The 5,968-nt window shown below is 69.6% G+C and carries 9 protein-coding genes and 1 pseudogene; 6 read left to right on the forward strand and 4 right to left on the reverse strand.

The window, feature by feature from the left end; all coding sequences use genetic code 11:
• The first annotated feature begins 122 nt into the window (after positions 1–122).
• Together ACZ7KX_RS42380 and ACZ7KX_RS42385 are read left to right on the forward strand one after the other, a co-directional pair.
• On the forward strand, positions 123–251 hold the full coding sequence (locus ACZ7KX_RS42380; protein WP_470331293.1) for a hypothetical protein: 129 nt from the start codon (positions 123–125) through the stop codon (positions 249–251).
• 71 nt (positions 252–322) lie between these two features.
• Positions 323–676: a hypothetical protein gene (locus ACZ7KX_RS42385; RefSeq protein ID WP_470331294.1), complete on the forward strand. Its 354-nt coding sequence runs from the start codon at positions 323–325 to the stop codon at positions 674–676.
• 299 nt (positions 677–975) lie between these two features.
• Here the strand turns inward: ACZ7KX_RS42385 and ACZ7KX_RS42390 are convergent, their stop codons facing one another.
• Both ACZ7KX_RS42390 and ACZ7KX_RS42395 read right to left on the reverse strand, forming a co-directional pair.
• Positions 976–1,488, reverse strand: coding sequence for a hypothetical protein (locus ACZ7KX_RS42390; RefSeq protein WP_470331295.1), 513 nt, complete (start codon positions 1,486–1,488; stop codon positions 976–978).
• A 38-nt stretch (positions 1,489–1,526) separates the two neighbouring features.
• Positions 1,527–1,727: pseudogene (locus tag ACZ7KX_RS42395) on the reverse strand (hypothetical protein); the annotation flags it as partial.
• On the opposite strand from ACZ7KX_RS42395, the gene ACZ7KX_RS42400 reads away from it, so the two are divergent.
• A complete protein-coding gene (locus ACZ7KX_RS42400) occupies positions 1,720–2,118 on the forward strand; it encodes a hypothetical protein (RefSeq protein WP_470331301.1) in 399 nt (132 codons plus the stop codon). The pseudogene ACZ7KX_RS42395 and the gene ACZ7KX_RS42400 sit on opposite strands and share 8 nt — an antisense overlap.
• 421 nt (positions 2,119–2,539) lie before the next feature.
• Positions 2,540–2,851 (forward strand): hypothetical protein, encoded by a 312-nt coding sequence (locus ACZ7KX_RS42405; RefSeq protein ID WP_470331296.1) that lies wholly within the window; start codon positions 2,540–2,542, stop codon positions 2,849–2,851.
• Between the two features lie 93 nt (positions 2,852–2,944).
• Here the strand turns inward: ACZ7KX_RS42405 and ACZ7KX_RS42410 are convergent, their stop codons facing one another.
• Both ACZ7KX_RS42410 and ACZ7KX_RS42415 read right to left on the reverse strand, forming a co-directional pair.
• Positions 2,945–3,823 carry a dioxygenase family protein gene (locus ACZ7KX_RS42410; RefSeq protein ID WP_470331297.1) on the reverse strand — a complete coding sequence of 293 codons (879 nt, stop codon included), beginning with the start codon at positions 3,821–3,823 and terminating at the stop codon, positions 2,945–2,947.
• Between the two features lie 41 nt (positions 3,824–3,864).
• Positions 3,865–4,344 carry a MarR family winged helix-turn-helix transcriptional regulator gene (locus ACZ7KX_RS42415; protein WP_470331298.1) on the reverse strand — a complete coding sequence of 160 codons (480 nt, stop codon included), beginning with the start codon at positions 4,342–4,344 and terminating at the stop codon, positions 3,865–3,867.
• A gap of 116 nt (positions 4,345–4,460) precedes the next feature.
• Between ACZ7KX_RS42415 and ACZ7KX_RS42420 the strand changes: the two genes are divergently transcribed.
• Positions 4,461–4,835, forward strand: coding sequence for a DoxX family protein (locus tag ACZ7KX_RS42420; protein ID WP_470331299.1), 375 nt, complete (start codon positions 4,461–4,463; stop codon positions 4,833–4,835).
• 52 nt (positions 4,836–4,887) lie between these two features.
• The gene (locus ACZ7KX_RS42425) at positions 4,888–5,514 is read left to right on the forward strand and encodes an ester cyclase (RefSeq protein ID WP_470331300.1); all 627 of its coding nucleotides are present in this window, start codon (positions 4,888–4,890) and stop codon (positions 5,512–5,514) included.
• The last annotated feature ends 454 nt before the right edge of the window (positions 5,515–5,968 follow it).

Below are 5,968 nucleotides of genomic sequence, written 5' to 3' on the forward strand. Positions count from 1 at the left end.
ATCACCCGCAGCCGCCTCGGACGCCTCACTCGCCAAGGCTTCCTCACCCAACCCGAACGAGGCCGCTACCAGAAACGGACTTAACGTCCACTGAGATCCGTACCGGCCATGGACCCGAGAACATGGCGACCCTCCGCAACCTGGCGATCAACACGCTGCGGCAGCACGGGCACCGCAACATCGCCGCCGGCCTCCGGCACGCCTCCTACGAGCCCTTCAGCCGCCCGCTCGACCTCCTCGGCCTCGCCTGACCAGCACAGTCATAAGATGTGACTGAGCATTTCAGTTGGCCAGTTGAGCAACGCCCGGCAGGATCTGTCGCATGACACGCGACGACCTCGCCGAGATGCTCGCCGACCAGACGCCGGCCTGCGGCCCCGCACGCGACGCTCTGCTCTCCGGAGGCACCTTCACGGTCTGGGACAGCCTGATCCCCGCCAACCAGCATTTCGGCGTCTACCGGCGCCGCCTCCGGACCACCCAGAGGCGCGGGGTAGCGACGCTCGGCCTCACCGAGACCGTTGGGATCCTCGAACAAGCAGGAGGCGAGCCCTTGCGGATCGGCACGATCCAGACAGCGGATCAAGCCTGGGGGTTCATGCTCTTCTTCAACGCCGCAGCCACGACGGTGCTGGCATGCGCCCGAGGCGGCCGCGTCCGGCCCGAGGACGACTGACAGCGAGCCGAACGCTCAACCGGCCACCTCCAACCACTCACTGGCCGACTGAAGCGCTCAGTCACACAAGATCACCGAACTTTGCAACGGCCCTGTCGTCCTCCCCGGCCCCGAAGGACTGCAAGCGGCAGATCACTGACGCCCAGAATCAGGAGGCGATCAGCCCCCTGAACAGCCAGTCAGAGGCTCTGGACTCCGGATAGGCGCAGACCCCATGCACCGGCCGTGAGTAACTGTCAAGAGTTGTGGACGATGAGAGCCGCTGAGGCGGCGGCCGCAGTGGACGGGGACGTGTTCGGTCAGTCATCAATCCCGAGAAAGAGGATGGCGGCCCAGTCGCTGGTGACCAACAGCAGGCTGCGCGACCATACGGCGCCCATGCCCATGCGCGGGCCGTCGACGTCGCCGGAGCTTCGGACGGGCCCCAGATAGGCTTCGATGAGGTCGGCGACGCCGTCGGCGAGTTCGCCTGCCTGCCGGATATCAACGGGATTGAGCAGTTTGGCGTCTGGCCACCTGCTGGCGGGCTGCATGATGCCGTCGGTCACCTCTCGGCGGAGAATGTCCCGCCAGGCTCGCGGCGACTCGAACGGGACGATCGACGTTCCTACCTGGTGTCCACTGGCCCCCGCGTCGTAGACGGCTTGAGCGAGACCCTTCATCCAGTCATGACCGGGTGTCGTCCCAGCCACTGGGACTACAGGGGACAACAACTCTATGGACGACACAAATGGGTTGCCGTCGTCGAGCAGGTCCGTGAGCAGTTCGGCTGCGGCTGTCACTGTGTCCGGAGCGTCGAGTGGGTTCAGCATGGGCGTCCGGGTCCTCTGTGTGGTTCTGCGCTTCGGCCTCAGTGTGTCAGCTGAGCACGTTCGTGCTCCGACGTTTCGGGGCGTTCGACGAGCTGACCGCGTTCGAAGCGGGCCCCGGCGCGGACCAGCGGGACGAGGTGGGCGCCGGTGATCGCGCGCCATCGGGTCTGGGCGGACTCGACGAGCTTGAACACCATCGCCAGGGCAGCGGCTGGGCTGCCGGCGCCTCGGGTGACCTTGCCGCTGCTGCGCCGCTTCGGCGCCGACGCCCCGGTGTGGCACCGGTTCGGCCGCTGCGGCTGGCACACCCTCACCGACGCGCTCGACAACCCGGACGGCGACGAGCTGCTGGCCGTCGAGCGGGCCGAGGTGGATCGGTCCCGCCGGGCGCGGGAGGCGGAGCAGCGGGAACGGCGCCGTCAGGCCTGCCGCCGCTGCTCGGCGAAGTTCTCCGACGAGCGGTGGGAGGAGCGCGAGCGGGCCGCCTGGGGAGATGACGGGCTGTGCGCTGGCTGCCGCCAGGCCGACGCCGACCGGAAGGCGCGGGAGGCCGCCGAGCGCGAGCGGGCCGCCGCCGAAGCCGCGGCCGCCGAGGCGAAGCGCACCGGTTCCTGGTGGCGCCGGTCCTGACCCCGGCGCGCCCCTGCTGACCTGTGCCGGGGAGTTTCGGCAGCCCTGCTGACCTGCGCCGGGGAGTATCGCCTCGGGGCGCTGGTGAGTTCCGGGCCCCGACTGGCGAGTTTCGGCTGTTGGCGCAGGTCAGGAGCGGGTGAGAACGGCCGCGGATGGGCCGTTCGGGTGGTGGCCAGGTTCAGCGGGACGGCCGGGCGGCCAGAGACCTGGCTGACCAGCAGACCGTGCTTCTGGATGCTCTGGACGCCGCCGAGCAGGTCGGCAGCCGACCCGCTCGCGGGTGCGGGGCGTATGGGCCGCTCATAGGCTCGAAGTGCTGGGCGCTGGAGAGGGCGATCAGCGGGGGCCGTGCGGAACTTCGGCGAGGAATCGGAGGGCTCTGATGTCAGAGGACCAGGTCAGCCGCAATCTCAGGGGCATGGACGATCTCGATTCCACCGGGTGGAACAGGGCCGACTGGGATGGTGTGTTCGCCCGCCATCACACGGATGATGTGCTGGTGGTCCAGAGCGGTCAGCCGACGACCCATGGCATCCAGGAGCACATCGACGCCATGAAGGCGTATGTCGAAGCCGTGGGTGGTACACCGCCGCAGATCACCTCGCACCCGATCGCCTTCGGGTCGGGTGAGTGGACCTGCGTCGTCGGCGAGCTCGAGAACGGCGCGCGCATGGTCACCGTGGCGAAGTGGCGTGACGGTGCGATCGCCGAGGAGTACATCTGGGCCTGATGGGCTGCCGTGGGTCCGGCGGTCGGCTGCCCGGTTTCGTCGGCGATGAGTTGTCTGGCCGGGTGAGCCGGGGCCGGGCCGTCGGTGGGGGTGTCAGGTGGTCTGGAAGGAGCGTTTGGCGAAGCCGAGGACGTAGCCGTGGATGGCGGTGGTGACGGGTCGTCCGGGGTCGCCGCCGGCGCCGAGGGTGATGAACAGCGGGGTGTAGTGGTCGGGGGTGGGGTGGGCGTGGGGCATGCCGGGTGCGCGGTCGCGCCAGGCGGCGAGTTCCTCGACGTCGCCGCGGGCGAGGGCGTCGGCGGCCCAGGTGTCGAAGTCGGAGGACCAGGCGGGGACGGTGCCGCGGAGCATGGCGGGGGTGATGGCGTGGAGGCCGTGGGTCATGAACCCGGAGCCGATGACGAGGGTTCCTTCCTCGCGCAGGGGCGCCAGGCGGGCGCCGAGGTCCAGTAGTCGGGCCGGGTCGTGGGTGGGCATGGACAGCTGGAGCACGGGGATGTCGGCGAGCGGGAACATGGCCATCAGCGGGAGCCAGGCGCCGTGGTCCAGGCCGCGGCTGGGGTGCTGGTGGACGGGCTCGTCGTCGGGCATCATCGCCGCCACCCGCCGGGCCAGCGCGCTCGCGTCCGGGGTGTCGTAGCGCACCTGGCGGTAGCGGGGGTGGAAGCCGGCGAAGTCGTAGACCAGCGGGGTGTGCGCGGCGGGCGCCGACAGGGACAGCGGCGCGTGCTCCCAGTGGGCGGAGACGATCAGGACTGCCCTGGGTCTGGGCAGGCTCTGGGACCAGTCGAGGAGCTGGCGCAGCCAGGGGCCGTCGTCGAGCAGGGGCGGGGCGCCGTGGCTGACGAAGAGGGCAGGTAGCGGGCCGTCGGCGGGGGTCCAGTCGCGCTGGGCGCGGGCTCGGCGCAGGGCGCCGGGCAGGAAGTCGTCGTAGGCGCCGGCGGGGACGGCGGGACCGAGTGTCGAGGTCACGGTGAGTCCTCCGCGGGGCGGGCCGGGGTGACGGGCGGGCGTCACTGCGGGCAGCTGCCCGTGGGGTCGACGGCCTGGTTGACGCGCTGGCCGATGGTGCGCAGGGTGCGCTGCTGGGCCTGGGTGAGCGGGTCGAAGACGAGGCGGCGGACCTCCGCGACGTGGCCCGGGGCGGTGGCCACGACCTTCTCCCAGCCCGCTTCGGTGAGGACAGCCAGGGTGTAGCGGCCGTTGTCCGGATCGGGGGTGCGGCGCACCCAGTCCTGCTTCTCCAGGCGCTTGACCACGTGGGACAGGCGGGAGAGCGAGCCGTTGGTGAGGACCGCCAGGTCGCTCATCCGCATGGTGCGTTCGGCGGCCTCGGACAGGGTGGCGAGGACCTGGTACTCGAAGTGGCTGACGCCGGCGTCGCGCTGCAACTGCGTGTCCAGCGCGTTCGACAGGTTGATCACCATGGCGGCCAGGGAGAGCCAGGTCTGCCTCTCGTCGGCGTTCAGCCAGCGGGGTTCAGATGCGTCCATGACCGCATCCTAGCTTGATCCTTCAAGCCAGATCCACTCGACCTCACTTGACGCTTCAAGTGTGCCGAGCTAACTTCGAACTTGAAGCATCAAGTGAGCGGAAGGGAAAATCCCTCATGAACACCGTCCTGTGGGTCATTGCCGGCATGCTCGCGCTCGTGTTTCTGGCGGCCGGGCTGATGAAGATCAGCCAGCCACGCGAGAAGCTGGCCGCCGCCGGCATGGCCTGGACCGCGGACTTCTCCCCGAGGTCCGTCAAGGCGGCCGGCGTCGTCGAGGTACTCGGCGCCGTGGGGCTGATCGTCCCGGCCGCGCTCGGCATCGCGCCGGCCCTGACGGCCTGGGCCGCCCTCGGACTCGCGGCGACCATGCTCGGCGCCACCGGGCTGCACCTGCGCCGCAAGGAGGCGAAAGCCCTCCCGGTCGCCCTGGTCCTGCTCGCCCTGGCCGCCGAGGTGGCCTGGGGCCGCTTCGGCCCCTTCGCCTTCTGAACCACCCCCACCCCCTCCCCCGAGCGTGATCCTGCAGACAAGGAGTTTCGACATGATCAACCGCCGCAACGTCCTCAACCGCCGCAACGTCGTAAAGAGCGCGGGCGCCGTCGCCCTGGGCGCCCTCGTCTTCACCGCGGTCGCCACCGGAACCGGCCTGGCGGCCACGGGCACGAGCAGCCCGGAACCGATCGGCAACCCGGCCGCCACCTCGCAGGCCGAGTCGTCCTGGCCGACCAACCTGACCCATGAGGAGCGCCGGAACCTGGAGACCTTCGACGACCTGGACTTCAACGAGTACTCCGGCCAGCACTGGGACCGGATCGGTGAGAGCCACGCGCAGAACATCCGCGTCCACTACCCCGACGGTCACTACACGGACGGCCTCGACCAGCACATCGCCGACATGAAGAGCCAGTTCGTCTGGGCGCCGGACACACACATCACCGAGCACCCGAACCGCATCGCCAAGGGCAACCTGACCTCGGTGACCGGCGTCATGCAGGGCACCTTCACCAAGCCCATGCCGGACGGCAAGGGCGGCTTCATCCAGCCGACGGGCAAGAAGTTCTCCATCAACATGGTCACGGTCGGCATCTGGAACAAGGCCGGCGTGATGCAGGAGGAGTTCCTCTTCTGGGACAACAACACCTTCTACCAGCAGCTCGGCCTCGCCTGACCCGCGTGTGGCCCGGCGGTGCGGAAACCGCCGGGCCACGCACAGACACCCTGAAGCGCCGCGCGGTCGTGAGCTGGACCGCGAAGCCCGGAGCGGGGCATCGAACGGTTGGGCGGGCATGTCTCGGCCCAGCGTCCGAGTTCGACGAGTGCGGGCCGCAGCCTGGCCCTGCTCTGTCAGGTCAGGCGTCGCCTCCGCAGGACCAGGCCCTCGGCGGGCAACTCGGCGAGTCGGCCGGACAGCACTCGAAGAGGCCGGACCGCCCGCCCATCAGTGAGGCGACGACCAGGCCTGCCCAGCAGCTTGAACACGCGCTTCATCGCGCTGCCCGATTCCGAGCAGAACGCCCCTGTCAAGTAGTTACTGACCTCGGCGTTTCAAGGTGATGGCGGTGGGAGGTCGAGGGAGAGTCCGGTCCCGGTGAGGAAGCCGTCGAGGATGTCGGAGCGGTACT

The sequence above is a fragment of the Kitasatospora sp. NPDC038210 genome (assembly GCF_055600605.1).